The sequence below is a fragment of the Acinetobacter sp. ANC 4218 genome (assembly GCF_002135245.1).
GTDB lineage: Bacteria > Pseudomonadota > Gammaproteobacteria > Pseudomonadales > Moraxellaceae > Acinetobacter.
This window is the reverse complement of record NZ_NEGD01000001.1, coordinates 143,638-160,040: the sequence shown is the minus strand read 5'-3', so window position 1 is coordinate 160,040 and position 16,403 is coordinate 143,638. Positions and strand designations below refer to the sequence as shown.

The window sequence follows — 16,403 nt, the reverse complement described above, 5'->3', positions numbered from 1 at the left end:
GCCTGCATCTGTTGCAGGCTTTTTTATAAACTACTGTCTCAACAATACAAACATCATCGTTTCAAAAACAGGATGACTTGTTGCCGTTTTATGATTTCTATGTCATTTTCAAACCATTAAAATAAGCTCATGTTTAAAATAATGATAGGAGCATCAATATGAATGCTTTTTTACACCCCAGTGACAACCGCGGTCATGTAAAAATGGGCTGGCTTGAGTCTAAACACAGCTTCTCCTTTGGTAGCTGGTATAATCCAAAACTCATGGGTATCAGTGCCTTGCGTGTAATTAATGATGACTTGATCGCAGCGCATAATGGTTTTGGCACCCATCCGCATGACAATATGGAAATCTTGACCTGTGTGCTTAAGGGAACGATTTCTCATAAAGACAGCATGGGTAATGAAGGTGGAATTTCTGCAGGTGAATGGCAGCTGATGAGTGCCGGCACAGGTGTTCAGCACAGTGAAATTAACCAGGGTGATGAGCCGGTTCATTTATTGCAGATCTGGATTATTCCAAATGAACGCAATGCAGAACCAAACTATCAACAAATCAAATGTGACCCACGTGAACAGCCGAATCAATGGCATTTGATTGTTGGTCCCAACGAAAATGCACCGATGCATATTCGTCAGCAAGCCGAAGTTAAAACTGCAGTGATTAACCAGGGTCAAAGCCTAAACATTGAAGCGACCCAATATATTAATTATGTGCATGTTATTTCGGGTTCAATCAAGATTGCAGAGCATACGGTAGAAGCTGGCGGCGCCATTGCCTTTTTAGAGGCAAGTCAGATTGAAGCTTTGCAAGATGCTCAAGTCATCTGGTTTGATTTGCCTGAACTGCAAGATTAAAGTCATTTTATACCTCCAATTTCGAGATGATTACTGTCAGGTAGTCATCTCGATATATTTAAATAAAATAATAAAATTAATGATTTACTCAAATTTAATTGTTGTTTATAGCCTGTCTTATCGATCTATACAAAAATATAAATCTAACCAATCAGCAGCACTTTTTTACCCAAATCAACTGCTTTTTAGGCGAAAATCAAGCTTGTCGTTTGTATGCAATTACACGATAAAAAGCCCTTTAATCAGTCAGGACTCGTCTGGCCACACCATTTCAAAAACTTAAATAAGGTCCAAAATCTTTGGAATTGGTTTTTAATAATCATATTAGAGAACATCTATATGAACCAAATTTTGAATGTCGATACCGCTCAACAACAGGCTTTGCTTTTTTTATTAGATTTCTTAAAACAACGACACTATCAGTTTACCGCCATTACCCCACTTTCCCATCAACGTATTCTGAGCCGAAAAAGACAAGAAAAGAACACCCTAATTACGCTTCGAGATATATTTGGCTGGAATTTGGCATTTGCCGAAACCGATCTTGATCCAGCACTTTTTGAAATTCTAAAAGAAAATCGGCTCATCCATTTTCAGGATCATCAATGGCTGAGTGATATACGTGTCGCTTCGCTTGATCGTGAATTATTTATTCATTCAAGTTTCCCAACCCTTCAACACGATTCGGTATTTTTTGGTCCCGATACTTACCGCTTTGCATACCATCTTAAACAATATTTAGCAGCTCGGCCCCATTCACTTAAACGTGCTGTGGAAATGTGCTGTGGCAGTTCGGCTGCTGCTATTAGTATGACTAAACATTATCCCGACTTTAGTGAAATAACCGTGTCGGATCTTAATCCGAAAGCATTATTGTATAGTCAAATCAATGCCAGCTTTGCAGGTTTAAATAATATCACTCCGGTTTACAGCAATTTATTTACTCATCTTGCAGGACAGTTCGATCTTATTTTGGCCAATCCACCTTATTTAATGGATGCAGATCAGCGTCAATATCGTCATGGTGGAAATCAACTCGATGGTAGTGAACTCGCCTTCAATATTGTAAAAGAAGGCATTCAGCGGCTTAATCCTCAAGGATGTTTATTTTTATATACGGGTGTAGCTATTCGTCCAGACGGTAACCCTTTTTTACAACAGCTTGAAAAATTAATGCTGTCTCAACCGAATATCCGCTGGTGTTATGAAGAAATTGATCCTGATGTTTTTGGTGAAGAACTGGATCAGCCTGCTTATCAGCAGATTGAAAGGATTGCTTTGGTTTTGGTGAAGGCGGAATTGATGGATTAAAAGCGGCTGCAATATTGAAAAACTTTAAAAGGCGTTTAGCTAAAATCGAAACTATTAAAAAATAAAGCGACTACAGTTAAATCAGTCGCCGCTTTTCCACCTATTCTGTTTTAGGATAAATTAGGAAGCTATAGCTGAACTGTATCAATGACAGTCGGCTCTGCAATATCATCGACACGTTTTTTTAAATTGGGACCCGGCGGGACTTATTCATCAGCGCATCGTCAAATTAACTCCAAAATATCAGCCTGTTAAGCCTGCTGTATCAGCCAGTCTTTAAATGCACTCAGCTTGGGTAAAGTCCGACATTCTTCTCTGTAAACAACATAATAGGCCAAGGTGCAAGGACATTTTATTTCTGGATACAGGCGGACCAGACGCCCTGCTCTTAAATCATCATAGACCATGACACTTCTCGCGAGTGCTACTCCTTGACCATTAATTGCAGCCTGTAATACCGTAGCTGAATTATTGACTTTGAGGCCCCGTGGATTATCACTCATTAATGATCTGATGAAAATGCAGCCATGTATCCCAAGTCGTAAAACCAGAGTGATGATCCATTGAAAGATCATGAATTAAAGGTAAATTTAACAATCCTTCAGGAGACTTTAATTGCTCTAAATGTGCCTGATAAAAGCTGGGTGAACAGACGGGAAACGTTTCTTCTCCCATTAATTTTTCAGCGACAAGTCCAGACCAGCTTCCACTCCCATTGTCGGGTTAGCCTGTTCTTTCAGTGCTGGAGCTTTATTGGATATTTGGGGGATGGCAAATCATGAATATTGCTCTCCTGCCTTGGATTATTCTCTCGGCCTTATCTCTGTTATGGCTGCATAAAAAAGATGCAAAAGCAATTTAACTACTGGAAGGAAAAAATATACCCCTTCATATTTTATGAGGTCTGTGAATATAGAAACTTCTACATGACAAAAACAGTTTGAAATTTACATCTCAACTGCAATTTACGATTTTCAGCGTAATTCCGATAAGATTGGAATAGCTTTTATGTTAAGACTCTGATGAGTTCTAGCGAACAAGGATTGCTTTTCTTGTTATTCTTTTTAGTATTCTTCAAACTCTTTGTAAATGCTTTTCACTACTAGGATGTAATCAGCATTATCCACAGCTATTTGAATCAGATGATGTTCTGTCTGTTACCGAGTATAGTTCTTGTTCATCACTGACCATACATGGACTTGGATAAAGCACGATACATCAGAAAGAAAAAACCAACTGATGCATCGCTCACGAAATTAGTATTCGTAGTTATTATCGATAGACCATTCCTGTAACTTTCCAAACAAGATCTGGTCATTAAAGAGCAAGTCATTTTTTGCAAGTACTTTACTCTCATCTGTTGGACAGAAACCATCATCACAGTCTGAATCGACGACCCAACAACCACGGACAAACAGGATTTCATTTCCTTCTTGCTCCAGCTGTTTTTTCACCCGTTGAATTGCTTCATCGATGTTTTTTGCGCCTAAATAAGCTGTCACATACGCATAAGATTCCGATGGATCAGATGCCTTTTTAAATTCAATGCCTACACAAAAAAGATATTTTTTCATTATCGACTCCTGATTGATATGAATTGTCTGATTCAATTGGTTCAATTCCATGAACAGCTTCATGATTAACATACCGTATCTTTATTCAGCAGACCAGTAAGAACTCCCACTGATCTGTGTTTAAAACTTAATACGCCAATTTCAACAGCAGTCTAAATAGCCCTGCAACCAAGGCCAAGCTTAAAAAACCAGCCAGCCATAAGCCAATAAACCATTTCAATTCAGAAATTTTCATTCAGCCTCCTTAATGATAACCTTCATCACCCACACGCACTTTATCCCTGAAAATCCAATACGATAGTCCGGTATAAATAAGAATGATCGGAATTAAGATCAATGCGCCAATAAGGGCAAATAATTGACTACTGGCAGGTGCTGCAGCCTCCCAGATAGTGATGGATGGTGGAATGACATAAGGCCATAAACTAATCAGAAAACCGCTATAAGCGAGAATTACCAGAGCCAAAGTATAAATGAATGGCAGGAACTCTTTGCGCTGCTTACAGGCTTTGATTGCCAGGAAAGTAAACAGCAGAACCAGTACGGGAACCGGGCTAAAATAAAAGAGTTGTGGTTGACTGAACCAGCGCGCTGCAATTTCATGATGAAGCAAAGGCGTATAAATACTGACACAGGCAAAAATCAGCAATAATGCGATGAGCAGTTTTGGCATCAGTTCAAACATGCGATTCTGCAGCATTTTTTCGGTTTTAAAGATCAACCAGCCACATCCCAGGGTTGCATACAGTACAACCACACTTAAACCAGTAAACAGGGAAAAAGGTGTTAACCAGTCCAGACCACCGCCAGTATAGATACCATTCGTGGTTTTAATGCCCTGAATGTAGGCACCCAAAATCACGCCCTGAAAAAAAGAACTGAGGATTGATCCCCAAATAAAAGCTTGATCCCAAAGAGATTTGGTTTTATTGGCCTTAAACCGGAATTCGAAGGCAACGCCCCGGAAAATCAGCGCAATCAGCATCAGAATAATGGGTATATACAGAGCCGATAACACAGTGGAATACACCAAGGGAAATGCAGCAAATAATCCTGCACCACCCAGTACCATCCAGGTTTCATTACCATCCCAGACAGGCGCGACAGTATTCATCATAACATCACGTTCCTGGCGATCGGAAATAAAAGGAAATAGGATACCGATACCGAGGTCAAAGCCATCCAGCACGACATAGATCAGCACTCCTAATCCAATAATTAGAATCCAAATTAATGATAAATCGATCATTTTTGATTCTCCTGAGATTGTGTAGAACTTACTTGATCCAGATCGCTCTCCTCATCAATTGTATTTAAAGGACGTTTTGATGCCTGTATGACCGCCTGCTCACTATGGGGTGCCGAATGTATAAACTCTGGACCTTTACGCATCAGTTTAAGCATGTAGAAAATGCCAACACCAAACACAATAAAGTAGACCATTACAAAAATGATCAGGGTTAAACCCACCTGCTCTGCTGAAACGGGAGAAAGAGTATCTTTGGTCCGTAAAATGCCATAAACCACCCAGGGTTGACGACCGACTTCAGTGGTAAACCAACCGGCGAGTAAAGCGATAAATCCAGATGAACCCATGTATAAAGAAAATTTATGGAACCATGGTGTTTCATAAAACTTTCCGTTTTTTCTTAACCATAAACCGATGATGGCCATCAGCATCATCAGTACCCCCAGTCCGACCATAATCCGGAAACTCCAGAATATGACCAGTGAGTTTGGACGGTCTACAGGGGCAAATTCCTTTAAGCCTTTGACTTCGCCATTTAAGCTATGCGTCATAATCAGACTGCCCAGATTCGGAATACCGATCGCATACTTGGTTTCTTCAGCCTGCATATCGGGAATACCAAATAGATATAAAGGCATGCCATGATCTTTATTGGTTTCCCAGTGTCCTTCTATGGCTGCCAGTTTGGCCGGTTGATGTTCAAGCGTATTCAGGCCATGCATATCTCCCACAAACATTTGTAGAGGTGCCAATGCCACAATCATCCACATGGCCATGGAAAATGATTTTTTTACCAAGGCATCTCGACGACCTTTTAATAAATGAAATGCGGCTGTGGCAGCGACAAGCAAAGCAGAAACCAGAAAAGAGGCCATTGCCATATGTGCTAATCGATAGGGGAAAGATGGATTAAAGACAATGGCAAACCAGTCTTGCGGGACAATAATGCCATTTTCAATGCTAAAGCCTTGTGGCGTCTGCATCCAGCTATTCGAGGACAGAATCCAGAACATTGAAATACAGGTGCCTATAGCCACCATCAGCGTTGCGAAAAAATGGGTTTTCGGTCCCACTCGGCCCCAACCAAATAGCATAATCCCCAGAAAGCCGGCTTCAAGGAAAAACGCACTTAAAACCTCATAAGCGAGTAATGGTCCTGTGACACTGCCGGAAATCCGTGCAAATTCACTCCAGTTGGTGCCAAATTGATAGCTCATCACCACACCGGAGACTACGCCCATACCAAAGGACAGGGCAAAAACCTTGATCCAGAACTTGAATAAGTCCCGGTATACCGGATCATTGGTTTTAAGCCAACGCCATTCCAGAACGGCCAGAAAACTGGCTAAACCAATAGAAATTGCCGGGAAAATAATATGAAATGATACGGTAAATGCAAACTGGATACGCGCCAGTTCCAGCGCGGTTAGCCCTAAATTCATGCTGCCTCCTGCTGACCAATTGAATACAGGGAGGACATCAACGGCGCCGATTGATGCAGTGAAACTGACACCCCTTGCCAGACATCGATCCTCTGGTATAGAGATGCAACCCATATACCGGATACGCTATAGACTTTTTTGAGGGCGAACGAAACCTTTACGCTGTTAGCGAACAGCGAAAACTGAATTTTCATGATTAAAACTCTTTAAGATGTTGTGTAGTGCAAACAAAACAACTGTTTGACGTGACCAATCGTGTCCTAAAAAGTCAGAGGTGGTGCTCTGCCCTGTGGCAGCAAATACAGCTTCTGCAAGCTGAAATAGACATGCCGGAAGAACGACTGATAGAAATTTAGTCGAACCTGAATCCGGTCCAGAACTTCATCAATTCCCAGTTTAAATGGCAGTACCAAATCACCATAGACAGTGCAGTATTGGCACTGATGATTATGCTGATGGTGATCTTGGGAGTGTTGAGGAATCAAATCCTTGAGCAGCTCATGATGAGCCGAGTGGGCATGATGATCAGCAGACGAAAGAAGATTGTGGGTAATCGACATACAGACCGGAGCAATGTGAAATTTTTCCGGCAGCAGAGGCTGTAAATATACTGCGATTTGCAGAAGTAAGACTGCAAATGCAATAAAAAATCCACTTCGCTTCAGCAAACTTTCTCTCGACTGGAATCGAATTAAGAGGGATACATTGAATAAAAACATGAAATTTCAGAATAAATCCCTACGTATTTACTCGACTTTTCACTTTATAAATATATAACATATAGCCAGTTTTGAAAAGCAAAAAAATTAAACGAAAGATTAATTAAATTAAAGACTTAAAATAAAAAATAAACTTGTTCTGTCTAAACTGCCAAATAAGTTTATTTATTGGCTAAAGAGTAGCCCACAAAAAACTTTACTGAATTGAAATGCGTGAAAGGAAATTTTAAATAAGAGACGCTATTTTTCGTTCTAGCCAAGAAAAGCGTTATGCATTCCTAATAGAGGTGTTTGAGGATTAAAAAATCTTGCCCCCTCGGACCAGCCAAACTTGTTTTATTTATTTAAATAAAACATCTCTTATTGCAGATTTAGCCTTTAGTTTTCGATACAAGGTAAGTCATTTTTCCACCAGGATTTCATGCCACCTTTTAACTGTGAGACCGAATACCCCATCTTGGCCAGTTTACGTGTCGCAGGAATGCTCCGGTGTGCTGATAAACAGATCGTTACAACAGGTTGATCTGTTTTGAGACCTAATGAGCATATTGCAGATTCTGTAAACCGGGTAATCGGCAAATTGACGGCACCTTCTATATGGCTGTGTTTAAATTCTTGCTCAGTTCGAACATCCACAATTTGTACATTTCCTCGTTGCTCCCATAATTTCTTTGCCGGAGTTTCAGGCACCTTGCCCCAAGGGACATACATCAGAATGTTAAACATGATTTTCCTCTATCAAAACAATTCTTATCTATAATTTATAAGAATATAGAATAAAAAATAACGATTAAAATCACTATAAATCAATATTGGATTGAACTCTAAGTTTATACTTAAAAATAGATGATGCCTTCAAATCCAGCAGAAAAATAAAACCATGTTTAATAAAAGATTAGAATTAATAGACTTCTTTCATAAATCATTTTAGAAAATAAAATTGTTCGTAAAGCCAAAATTGAAAATAGATTTTAGTCGATATTAGATTCATGAGTGTGGCATGGATGCCACACGTTTCTCATCACGACAAGGAAGTCGTGTATGGGAAACAAAAGGTTTTTGTCTACTTTTAACCTTTCAAAAGTAGAGAGATTGCCTACTCAAAGGTATAAAAATAAAATCAATTAAATATGAGGCAGTGCTGATTTTAAAAATCTAATCTTAGATATTTTGATTTATGAAAGAGATCTAATGTAATAGCTTATTTTTTCAGTTCTAAATTTCATATTTTGTTATATTATAATTCATGCAATATCCATAAAAGCGTAGTGAAGTGCTCATAATGTTGGGAAGATTGTTGGGATTATCCGCAATCTTGTTACAGATCGCTGTGTTCCTGCAGCCTTTATTGCCAGAAAAGCACAGTGTTTTTTCGGTATGTAAAACTGTTGCCGTTGCATTAGATCTAGAAGTTAATAGCACTCACAAAACTCTTAATTTTCCAACATCCCATCCACACGTCCATCACACCAGTGCAGCAGATCAGAACGATGTACAGGTCGTCACCGACGTGCAGGATCGGCATGCACCACACCAACAGCAGAATGATTCACACACCACTCATGACTGCCAGTTCTGTCTGGTGCACAGCTATACCCTACCGCTACTGGACACCAAGCTCAGACCAGTACTGGTCAGAACTCAGACCCTACTTCTGTTCTTCAGTGCCTCTGTCCCGCATGTACTGACCCCACCCGCTCCCTGGTTCCTGATTCCTCAGGGCCGTGCTCCTCCTTTAACACTCACCCACTAAATCAACAGATGTGGTATCGCTGAGTAGTCTGCCTACGTTTGAATATCGATACAGTATGGCCCTATCTATCGCATAGGCATCTCGTAACCCACATCTTCAGCCACAGTGGTCCAATCCATAATAGGTGATCATGACGTTTAGTTTAACTGTGCTCAAACCTGCTTGGAGTTCAGTTGTTACTGTCTTAATTACCTTTGGATTTTTTTAAAGTGTTATTACAACTTTTTGATGTATCAATAAGGAGGAGATAATGATGAATCTACTTCAGCATGATCATGCACACTCGCAAAAAAATGATTTTAATAGCGGCTGTTATCTGGATTTGGCGCAACAGATTGTCCGGATCAGACATGCCCTTAATATTTCACAGACAGAACTGGCAGCCAAACTGTGTATTTCTGCCCGTACCTTGGAGAGCTGGGAACGCGGAGTGCGTCATCCATCAAGTTCGGCACAGGCTTTGATCAAACTATTTATAAAGTCGCCTCAATTTGTACTGGAAAATCTAGCTTGAGGATAATCGGGAATAATTTAAACCCTTATGATTATCATCAATTTAAATCACTATTGGTTTGGAAGACACTCCATGTTAATTGTAATTACATCCCAGAACCGGCGTCACATTACTCCACATGCTGGAAAATGTCGAAAATTCTGGAAATATGAATTAAAAGATGAAAAAGTGACTGACAAACAGCTTATTGAAGTGGAAAAAGAAGAATCTTTTTCCCAGTCTGGGGAAGTACTCGAAAAACTTTTGCCTATGGACATATTTGTGACCACAGGAATCGGAGATCGATTACGAGAAAAGCTCAGAAATATTGGTGTACATGTCATCGTGACTACAGAAATTGAACCAGAACAATTTATCTGCGGTTTGGCTTCAACTAAATAAACAATTTAGATTCATATCATCTTTACTCATATAAAAGACCCTGCATCAGCAGGGTCTTTTATTTAAATTTTTAATTATTGAGTAGTATACTAACTATCACACCATGTGTAGCGGCAACGTAGCCTGAAATGTTTTTTATCCCGACTCAACCTAGCATAAATGCTGTATTCACAATATCGCACTATCATCTGACTTAAATCGCCTAGCTCTAACCACTCTATTCCAATGTAATTTTTTAAACTGGTTCAGTTCCAACATGCACACCAATGCATATACCCCAAATAGTTGGAATATCAGACATTTATTACCATTAAATACTTGTAATTTATACCAATCAGAATATTTTTAATAAGGGTAAAATTGAATAAGGCTATTTTGTGGGCATCGTTTCTGAATTTAAAAAATTTAATGCTGATCTTAAGAATCCGAACTGGTCGGTATCTTCAATTAGCTCTAACAATGAGCTAATTGTTAGTTTATGGGGACATAAACCTTTATTGTCTAAACACCCAACTGAAAGAAAACAGGTCTATCGTGACCGTATTGATAGATGGTCGTGCAATGGACGTAATGAGTTTAAGAGAAATCTTGATCTTGCTTTGGAAGAAAACTTAAAAATTAGACCAATTATAGCAATGCTCAATAACAGTTCTGATTTTCAAAATATTTTAGAGGGTAAAGATGGCAGCCAATACCCGAAAAGATTTAATGCAAAAACAAATTGGATTGGTGAATTAACTGTTTGGGACGGTACTCAATTTGAAATTGTATTTAGGCTTGATCAATAACTTGAACTTAAGCTAGGTTTTTATTCTGCTTATTATCGGCTTACCTTGCATAACCCTAAAAACAATAAAGCCCCGATCAATGATTAGGGCTTTATCTTAAATTTGGCGGAAGCGGTGAGATTCGAACTCACGGAGGACTCACACCCTCGTCGGTTTTCAAGACCGGTGCATTAAACCGCTCTGCCACGCTTCCATGTGCGCCATAATACGGATCTTTTTAAAAACTGACAAGTAAAAATTACAAGCAAACTATTCAAATGAATATTGTTTCACCAAATTAACTTTAAAAATTATAATTTGGCTGCCAATTCGGCACCCTCACGAATTGCACGCTTTGCATCAAGCTCTGCCGCCAGTTTGGCACCACCAATAATATGGTAATTCGCCAAGGTAAATTCATCCGCCGTTGGCATAATGTCTTTGACCGATTCCTGTCCTGCACACACTACCACAGTATCTACACGTAACAATTGATCGTGGCCATTGGTTTCAATCCATAAACCTTCATTGGTCACAGACTTGTATTGCACACCACGTAGCATCTTCACAGCGTGTTTTTTCAATTGCGCACGATGCACCCAACCTGTGGTTTTACCCAAGCCAATCCCCAGCGGTGTCGTTTTACGTTGCAAGAGATAAATTTCACGGACAGGATGAGCCACTTCGGCAGCTTGTATGCCACCCTCAGAAATATAGTTCGGATTCGGATCAATGCCCCACTCCCGTTGCCAGTCAGCCAGAGGTTGCGGCTGTGACTGATGTTCAGGTTTTAATAAAAACTCGGATACATCAAAACCAATACCACCGGCACCAATCACTGCCACCCGATTGCCAACTGCCGCTCCACGTAACACTTCTGCATAAGACAACACTTGCGGTGCCTGACTACCTTCAATATTTAAGGCACGCGGAACAACTCCAGTCGCAACCACGACCTCATCAAAGCCTTCACGTTCCAGTTGTTCACGGTTCACTTTAGTATTTAAGCGCAGTTCTACCCCAGTTCTTTCAATTTGAACTTTAAAATAACGGATGGTTTCATGGAATTCTTCTTTACCCGGTACCACTTTAGCCAGATTGAACTGTCCACCCACCTCATGACTGGCTTCAAATAATGTGACTTTATGACCACGACTTGCAGCTACTGTTGCAGCCGACATGCCTGCCACACCACCACCAACAACAGCAATTTTTTTCGGTACTTTGGTTTTTACATACACCAGTTCCGTTTCATAAGCTGCACGTGGATTGACCAGACAGGTTGCACGTTTATTTTTAAAGGTGTGGTCCAAGCAAGCCTGGTTACAGGCAATACAGGTATTAATTTCATCTACCCGATTGGTGGCAGTCTTGCTGACCCAGAAGGCATCCGCCAACAATGGTCGCGCCATCTGCACCATATCGGCTTTTCCAGCAGCCAAAATGGCTTCGGCCGTTTCAGGCATGTTAATCCGGTTAGAGGCAATCACAGGAATAGCGACATGCTTTTTCACTTCTGCCGTGTAATCGGCAAATGCTGCACGCGGTACGGAAGTGACAATGGTCGGAATACGGGCTTCATGCCAGCCAATCCCGGTATTCAGCAAAGTAACACCGGCTTTTTCCAAAGCCTGTGCCACCGTAATCACTTCTTGCATGGTGTTGCCATCATGTACTAAATCGAGCATGGACAAACGGAAACAGATAATAAATTTTTCACCGACTTTTTCCCGAATGGCTTTGACAATTTCTACTGCCAAACGCATGCGGTTTTCAATGTCACCGCCCCAGTGGTCGGTACGCTGATTGACATGACGGCTTAAAAACTGATTCAGCAAATAGCCTTCAGAACCCATAATTTCCACACCATCATAGCCGGCTTTTTTGGCAATGCTGGCCGTGTGTGCATAATCCTCAATAGTCTCTAAAATCTGCTTTTCACTCATTTGACGCGGTTTAAAAGGTGAAATCGGTGACTTGATTGGACTGGCAGAAACCACAAAAGGCTGATAGCCATAACGGCCAGAATGCAAAATCTGCATTAAAATTTTTGCACCATGCTTATGTACAGCATGTGTGACCAAACGATGCGGCGCCACATCCGCCAAATTATTCATGGTACCGCCCGCAGGAAGCAACCAGCCCTGACGGTTTGGGGAAATCCCTCCAGTGATAATCAGACCCACACCACCTTTTGCCCGTTCGCCAAAATATGCGGCCAATTTAGGATAATTATAAAAACGGTCTTCCAGACCGGTATGCATGGAACCCATCACGACACGGTTTTTAATGGTCGTAAAGCCCAAATGTAGCGGTTTTAATATATTTGCATAGCGAGTTGTCATGATGAATCCTTTATATATTGGCTTTGCAACTTGTTGCATATTACTTTACCTATTTTTATTCTTTTGTTTATGACTTGTTTTACACATTGTCTGACGAAACAGTCAATTTTTCATAAAAAAAGCGCAGTGCTTAGACTGCGCCTGAGATAGAACCCGTTATTTTTTATTATAATTCAGTTTTTTAATTTGTTTCTTGATTCCAGTATTTTAATTTGGAGGTATGACCAATCCCCACATTAAAGCTATTGGTCGGATCCAGTTTTTGATAATGATTTTTTAGTGCAGGCTTGGCCACATATAAATGCCCGACATTATGTTCTGCAGGATATTCAGCCCCGCGTTCATCCAGTAAACTCCACATTTGATGTTCTATGGCTAAAGGATCAACACCTTTTTTCACAATATAGTCCTGATGAAAGACATGACATAAAAAATGACCATAATACAGTTTATGGATAATCAGCTCATCCATTTCCTTCGGCAAAGTTTCTACCCATTCACGGTCATTACGGCGTAAGGCAATGTCCAGTGCGACAATATCTTCTACTTCTGAACGATGGGTGTCGCGATAACGAATGGCAGCTCCAGCTACAGCAAAACGATGTAAAAAGGCTTTACGTCCTTCTTCTTCGGTACAGTGGAAATAATTTCCAGTGTTATGAGATGAAAAATAGTGCTGTAAAAATTGCTGAACCTGTTCTACATCCTGATTTTCGATGCGCAGTACCAGATGATGCTCATACAAATCCCGGAACTCATTCATGCGTTTCGGTAAATGCGACGGTAAAAATTTGCTCAGCATTTGCAGGAATTTATCAGACAGCCCTTTCATGCCGACTTTTTCCAGGTAGCCATCGACCTTATCTTTCATGGCAAAAGCCGCCGGTACTTTGGCTGTTCCGAATTTTTCGATAAACATGAAGGTATCTTTGCCATATTCAGCACCAATATCGTAAGCCACCCGGTGAATATATTCGCCCGCAATCGGTAAACGCGCTAAACCCGTGAGTAGAAAACGGCGGATTGCTGTTAAATCTTGCTGGGTATTGGTGCCGACATAAAATACCTGACTGGGAATTTTTTCAAAGGTATCCAAACGTACCGCAAACACGCAGACTTTCCCTGCTGAACCTGACGCTTCATACAAACGTGATGGATCGGCATTAAAACGCGCAGGCGTGTTCTCATCGACTTGAGTCACGTCATGCGCATAACGATGATCTGAAGCACAGCAATGCTGATCATTTTTAATATCAGTCAATTGATATTGCTGATTTTCAAGTCGGGATAAAATTTCTTCTGGTGTTGAACCGAGCTGGATGCCCAAATGATTGATAAGTTCCAGTTGCCCCGATTCATTTACACGTGCATACAGGGCAAGTTCCGTATAGGCAGGTCCACGGCGAACCAGTGCACCACCCGAGTTATTGCAGACTCCACCCAAAACCGATGCACCTATACAGGAGGAACCAATCACCGAATGCGGCTCACGATTAAACACTGCCAGTTCTTTTTCCAGTTTGTCTAGTGTTGCACCGGGCAAACAAACCACTTGCTTCGCATCATTAATTACTTGAATGCCAACCAAGCGTCGAGTGTTGATCAGAATCACTGGACGGTCATAATCATCGCCAAAAGGGGTTGATCCACCGGTTAAACCGGTATTGGCAGCCTGCATAATCACAATACAGTCTGCGTCCACCGCAGCCTGCAAAACTTGCCACTGTTCCAGCAATGAACCCGGGACGACCACGGCCAGCACTTGGCCGGAACCGTAACGACGACCTTGACGGTATAATCGTGTGTCATTGTCATCCGTGAATACATGTTGCTTGCCGACAATGTGGATGAGTTTTTGAATGGTTTGCTGTGAATTTGATTGCCTGAACATATTTCTAATCCTTTTCTAAAGTCATTTTTAAGCTACTCGCCGCTCTTTTAATACGCTTTAGAAATATCATCATAACTAACATTTGATACACGAAAACGTCATCCGTTGCTGTTTGAGGCAGACTGAAATAGGACCTCAATGTTTCTGCGAGAGATTAATTTGTTTTGTTATTTGACGAGTTCAACGGATGACAAATGCCTTTGGTTACTTTGGGCAAAACCAAAGTAACAGCTGAGCTCCCAATAGGTGCTTTTTCACGATAAGACTCCGTCTAAACTCATCTTGCTTCAATTTATTATCTATATGCTTAACAGATACTGGGAGAAAAAATTACGAAGCTATTTTTCTAGAATTTATTAATTTATAAATTCTCAAAATCTCCCCTAACCCCTCTTTAATAAAGAGGGGAACTCCTTCTTTCCAAACAAGAGTTTAGGTAATCATCACTCAGCCAACTCTCTATCTAACTTCACCAAACAATCCGAAGTAATATCGGCAATGGTTTTGGCACCGGTCAGCGTCATTGCTACGCGCATTTCCTTATCAATCAATTCGAGGAGATTGGAAACACCCTCACCACCAGCAGCGCCCAGTGCATAAACAAAGGCACGACCCAACATACAGGTATCGGCACCCAAGGCCAGCATACGCACCACATCCAGACCATTACGGATACCCGAATCAGCTAGAATTTTAATATCACCTTTGACTGCATCAGCAATTGGCGGCAAAGCACGCGCGGAAGATAAAACACCATCCAGCTGACGGCCACCGTGATTCGACACCACAATACCATCTGCACCGAAACGTACTGCATCTTTGGCATCTTCAGGGTCCAAAATACCCTTGATCACCATTGGACCATCCCAGAACTCACGAATCCATTCCAGATCTTTCCAGGAAATCGAGGGATCAAAGTTAGAACCTAACCAGCCAATATAATCTTCAAGACCCGTCGGTTTACCCAAGTATTTAGAAATATTGCCCAAGTCATGTGGACGTCCCATCAAGCCCACATTCCAGGCCCAATGCGGATGGAAACAGGATTGCATATAACGGCGCATTGCTGCATTTGGTCCACTCATACCCGAGTGGGCATCTCGGTAACGCGCGCCCGGCACAGGCATATCTACTGTAAATACTAACGTTGAGCAACCTGCCGCTTTGGCTCGTTCCAGAGCATTTTTCATAAAGCCACGGTCACGCAGCACATACAACTGGAACCACATTGGACGCTGAATGGCTGGCGCCACTTCTTCAATCGGACAGACTGAAACGGTAGACAGGGTAAAAGGAATGCCTTTTTTATCTGCCGCTACAGCTGCCTGAACTTCCCCGCGACGTGCATACATACCGGTTAAACCGACTGGTGACAATGCTACTGGCATCGACAGGGTTTCATCAAACAGTTTGGTTTCCAGACTTAACTGCGACATGTCATTCAGTACACGTTGTCTCAACGCAATTTTTGATAAATCTTCCATATTACGCTTTAGTGTATATTCCGCGTATGCACCACCATCAATATAGTGAAAAAGAAAAGGGGGCAACCGGCGTTTCGCAGCTTCACGATAATCATTCGCAGAAGAAATAATCATGC

16 protein-coding genes, 1 tRNA gene and 1 pseudogene are annotated in these 16,403 nt (G+C 41.2%); 7 read left to right on the top strand and 11 right to left on the bottom strand.

Annotated elements, in window-relative coordinates; genetic code table 11:
- Positions 1-158 precede the first annotated feature (158 nt).
- Positions 159-857, top strand: a complete 699-nt coding sequence (locus B9T38_RS00770; protein ID WP_086194971.1) for a pirin family protein — start codon at positions 159-161, stop codon at positions 855-857.
- Positions 858-1,196: 339 nt separating this feature from the next.
- Complete coding sequence (locus B9T38_RS00765; protein ID WP_086194970.1) at positions 1,197-2,168, top strand: methyltransferase; 972 nt, start codon at positions 1,197-1,199, stop codon at positions 2,166-2,168.
- A gap of 251 nt (positions 2,169-2,419) precedes the next feature.
- Here the strand turns inward: B9T38_RS00765 and B9T38_RS16900 are convergent, their stop codons facing one another.
- Positions 2,420-2,671: a LysR substrate-binding domain-containing protein gene (locus tag B9T38_RS16900; protein ID WP_251992194.1), complete on the bottom strand. Its 252-nt coding sequence runs from the start codon at positions 2,669-2,671 to the stop codon at positions 2,420-2,422.
- A gap of 211 nt (positions 2,672-2,882) precedes the next feature.
- Here B9T38_RS16900 and B9T38_RS16895 point away from each other — a divergent pair.
- A pseudogene (locus B9T38_RS16895) lies at positions 2,883-3,030 on the top strand (MFS transporter); the annotation flags it as partial.
- A 394-nt stretch (positions 3,031-3,424) separates the two neighbouring features.
- On the opposite strand, the gene B9T38_RS00755 reads toward B9T38_RS16895, so the two are convergent.
- The 6 genes from B9T38_RS00755 to B9T38_RS00725 all read right to left on the bottom strand — a co-directional run bounded on the left by B9T38_RS00755 (position 3,425) and on the right by B9T38_RS00725 (position 7,878).
- Entirely contained in the window at positions 3,425-3,742 is a 318-nt protein-coding gene (locus tag B9T38_RS00755; protein WP_086194969.1) for a hypothetical protein, read from the bottom strand.
- 127 nt (positions 3,743-3,869) lie between these two features.
- Complete coding sequence (locus B9T38_RS00750) at positions 3,870-3,977, bottom strand: DUF2474 family protein (RefSeq protein WP_004973777.1); 108 nt, start codon at positions 3,975-3,977, stop codon at positions 3,870-3,872.
- Between the two features lie 9 nt (positions 3,978-3,986).
- A complete protein-coding gene (gene cydB, locus B9T38_RS00745) occupies positions 3,987-4,991 on the bottom strand; it encodes a cytochrome d ubiquinol oxidase subunit II (protein ID WP_086194968.1) in 1,005 nt (334 codons plus the stop codon).
- Positions 4,988-6,433: a cytochrome ubiquinol oxidase subunit I gene (locus B9T38_RS00740; RefSeq protein ID WP_086194967.1), complete on the bottom strand. Its 1,446-nt coding sequence runs from the start codon at positions 6,431-6,433 to the stop codon at positions 4,988-4,990. Before B9T38_RS00740 ends, cydB begins: the two co-directional genes overlap by 4 nt.
- 260 nt (positions 6,434-6,693) lie before the next feature.
- Entirely contained in the window at positions 6,694-7,152 is a 459-nt protein-coding gene (locus tag B9T38_RS00730; RefSeq protein ID WP_424623892.1) for a DUF2946 family protein, read from the bottom strand.
- A 378-nt stretch (positions 7,153-7,530) separates the two neighbouring features.
- Positions 7,531-7,878 (bottom strand): rhodanese-like domain-containing protein, encoded by a 348-nt coding sequence (locus B9T38_RS00725; RefSeq protein WP_086194965.1) that lies wholly within the window; start codon positions 7,876-7,878, stop codon positions 7,531-7,533.
- 556 nt (positions 7,879-8,434) lie between these two features.
- Between B9T38_RS00725 and B9T38_RS00720 the strand changes: the two genes are divergently transcribed.
- From B9T38_RS00720 to B9T38_RS00705, 4 genes are all read left to right on the top strand, one after another.
- Positions 8,435-8,905, top strand: a complete 471-nt coding sequence (locus B9T38_RS00720; RefSeq protein ID WP_251992193.1) for a DUF2946 family protein — start codon at positions 8,435-8,437, stop codon at positions 8,903-8,905.
- 253 nt (positions 8,906-9,158) lie between these two features.
- Complete coding sequence (locus B9T38_RS00715; RefSeq protein WP_086195133.1) at positions 9,159-9,419, top strand: helix-turn-helix domain-containing protein; 261 nt, start codon at positions 9,159-9,161, stop codon at positions 9,417-9,419.
- A 72-nt stretch (positions 9,420-9,491) separates the two neighbouring features.
- Complete coding sequence (locus B9T38_RS00710; protein ID WP_086194963.1) at positions 9,492-9,800, top strand: NifB/NifX family molybdenum-iron cluster-binding protein; 309 nt, start codon at positions 9,492-9,494, stop codon at positions 9,798-9,800.
- A gap of 377 nt (positions 9,801-10,177) precedes the next feature.
- Positions 10,178-10,588, top strand: coding sequence for a hypothetical protein (locus B9T38_RS00705; protein WP_086194962.1), 411 nt, complete (start codon positions 10,178-10,180; stop codon positions 10,586-10,588).
- Between the two features lie 103 nt (positions 10,589-10,691).
- On the opposite strand, the gene B9T38_RS00700 is transcribed toward B9T38_RS00705, so the two are convergent.
- The 4 genes from B9T38_RS00700 to lldD all read right to left on the bottom strand — a co-directional run bounded on the left by B9T38_RS00700 (position 10,692) and on the right by lldD (position 16,401).
- Positions 10,692-10,781: transfer RNA gene (locus B9T38_RS00700), tRNA-Ser, on the bottom strand.
- Between the two features lie 97 nt (positions 10,782-10,878).
- The gene (locus B9T38_RS00695; protein WP_086194961.1) at positions 10,879-12,912 is read right to left on the bottom strand and encodes an NADPH-dependent 2,4-dienoyl-CoA reductase; all 2,034 of its coding nucleotides are present in this window, start codon (positions 12,910-12,912) and stop codon (positions 10,879-10,881) included.
- 181 nt (positions 12,913-13,093) lie between these two features.
- Positions 13,094-14,803: a D-lactate dehydrogenase gene (gene dld, locus B9T38_RS00690; RefSeq protein WP_086194960.1), complete on the bottom strand. Its 1,710-nt coding sequence runs from the start codon at positions 14,801-14,803 to the stop codon at positions 13,094-13,096.
- A gap of 443 nt (positions 14,804-15,246) precedes the next feature.
- A complete protein-coding gene (gene lldD, locus B9T38_RS00685) occupies positions 15,247-16,401 on the bottom strand; it encodes an FMN-dependent L-lactate dehydrogenase LldD (protein WP_086194959.1) in 1,155 nt (384 codons plus the stop codon).
- Between the last annotated feature and the right edge of the window lie 2 nt (positions 16,402-16,403).